We start from the raw sequence: 1,438 nt of genomic DNA on the forward strand, positions 1-1,438 counted from the left end.
CCCTGATTCTGACCCCCATCGTCGTTTCAATACTGTTCGCATTGCGTTTTTCGCCAGCGTCTACCCTGGCGTTCGTCATGGCGGCCGGTTTCATTGCCGACACGGCGAGCTTGCCCCTGGTGGTGTCCAACCTCGTCAACATCGTTTCGGCCGACTACTTCGACCTGGGTTTCAGCGAATACGCCGCCATCATGGTGCCGGTCAATGTCGTTGCCGTGGCAACCACGCTCGTGGTGCTGTACCGGTTTTTCCGGCGTGACATTCCCCGGCACTACTCTCTCGATGACGTGCTGGATCCGCGACGCGCCGTGCGTGATCCCCTGACCTTCCGCGTCGGCTGGATGGTTCTGGGTCTGTTGTTGATCGGGTTGTTTGCGCTGGAACCCTTGGGCATTCCAGTCAGTGCAATCGCAGCGGTCTGTGCCGCGATGCTGTTCGCTGTGGCTGCGCGTGGGCATGTGATTTCAACGCGACGGGTGCTGCGTGAAGCGCCCTGGCAGGTGGTGATCTTTTCGCTGGGCATGTACCTGGTGGTGTACGGGCTGAAAAATGCCGGGCTGACCACCTACATGACAATGGCGCTGAACCACATGGCCGAATTCGGCATCTGGGGCGCAGCATTGGGCACCGGTCTGCTCACGGCTTTGCTGTCATCTGGGATGAACAACATGCCTACGGTGTTGGTGGGCGCACTGTCGATTCAAGCCAGTGACGCCACCGGCGTGGTCCGTGAAGCCATGATCTACGCCAATGTCATCGGCTCTGATCTGGGCCCCAAGATCACCCCCATCGGCAGTCTGGCCACGCTGCTCTGGCTGCATGTTCTGGAGCGCAAGGGTATCCGCATTACCTGGGGTTACTACTTCAGGGTCGGCGTGGTTCTGACGCTGCCGATTCTGCTCATCACCTTGTCTGCCCTGGCCTTGCGCCTGAGCGTTTAGCCCCTGGGCGACTGCAAAGAGGAATCACCATGCGTGTTCTGTTTATGTRTACCGCCAACAGCTGCCGCAGCATCCTGTCCGAAGCCATGTTCAACCATCTCGCCCCGCAAGGCTTTCAGGCGATYAGTGCCGGCAGCTTCCCCAAGGGACAGGTGCTGCCCCGCAGCCTGAGCACCTTGCAAGAGGCCGGCATTGCCATCGACGGCTTGAGCAGCAAAGGCAATGACGCATTCGAAGCCAACCCGCCAGACATCGTCATTACAGTCTGCGACAAGGCTGCCGGTGAGGCGTGCCCCGTGTACTACGGACCGGCATTGAAAGCCCATTGGGGCCAGGAAGACCCATCGGACATAACGGGCGATGAAGCAACGGTATCGGCGGCGTTCCACTCTACCCTGGCGCGCATCGAAACACGCTGCCGGGCATTTCTGGACCTGCCGTTTGCACAACTTGACCGCGATGCGCTGAAGCGCGAACTCGACCGCATCGGCACGCTG

At 60.2% G+C, this 1,438-nt stretch carries 2 protein-coding genes; both read left to right on the top strand.

The window, feature by feature from the left end; translation table 11 throughout:
• On the top strand, window positions 1-941 hold a 941-nt coding region (arsB, locus tag AC1DVH_RS31080; RefSeq protein ID WP_477757012.1), incomplete at its 5' end, for an arsenical efflux pump membrane protein ArsB.
• Between the two features lie 29 nt (window positions 942-970).
• Window positions 971-1,438: arsenate reductase ArsC (locus AC1DVH_RS31085; protein WP_477757013.1), on the top strand; the 468-nt coding region annotated here is incomplete at its 3' end.

This window comes from Pseudomonas sp. P4_C3 (genome assembly GCF_056402075.1).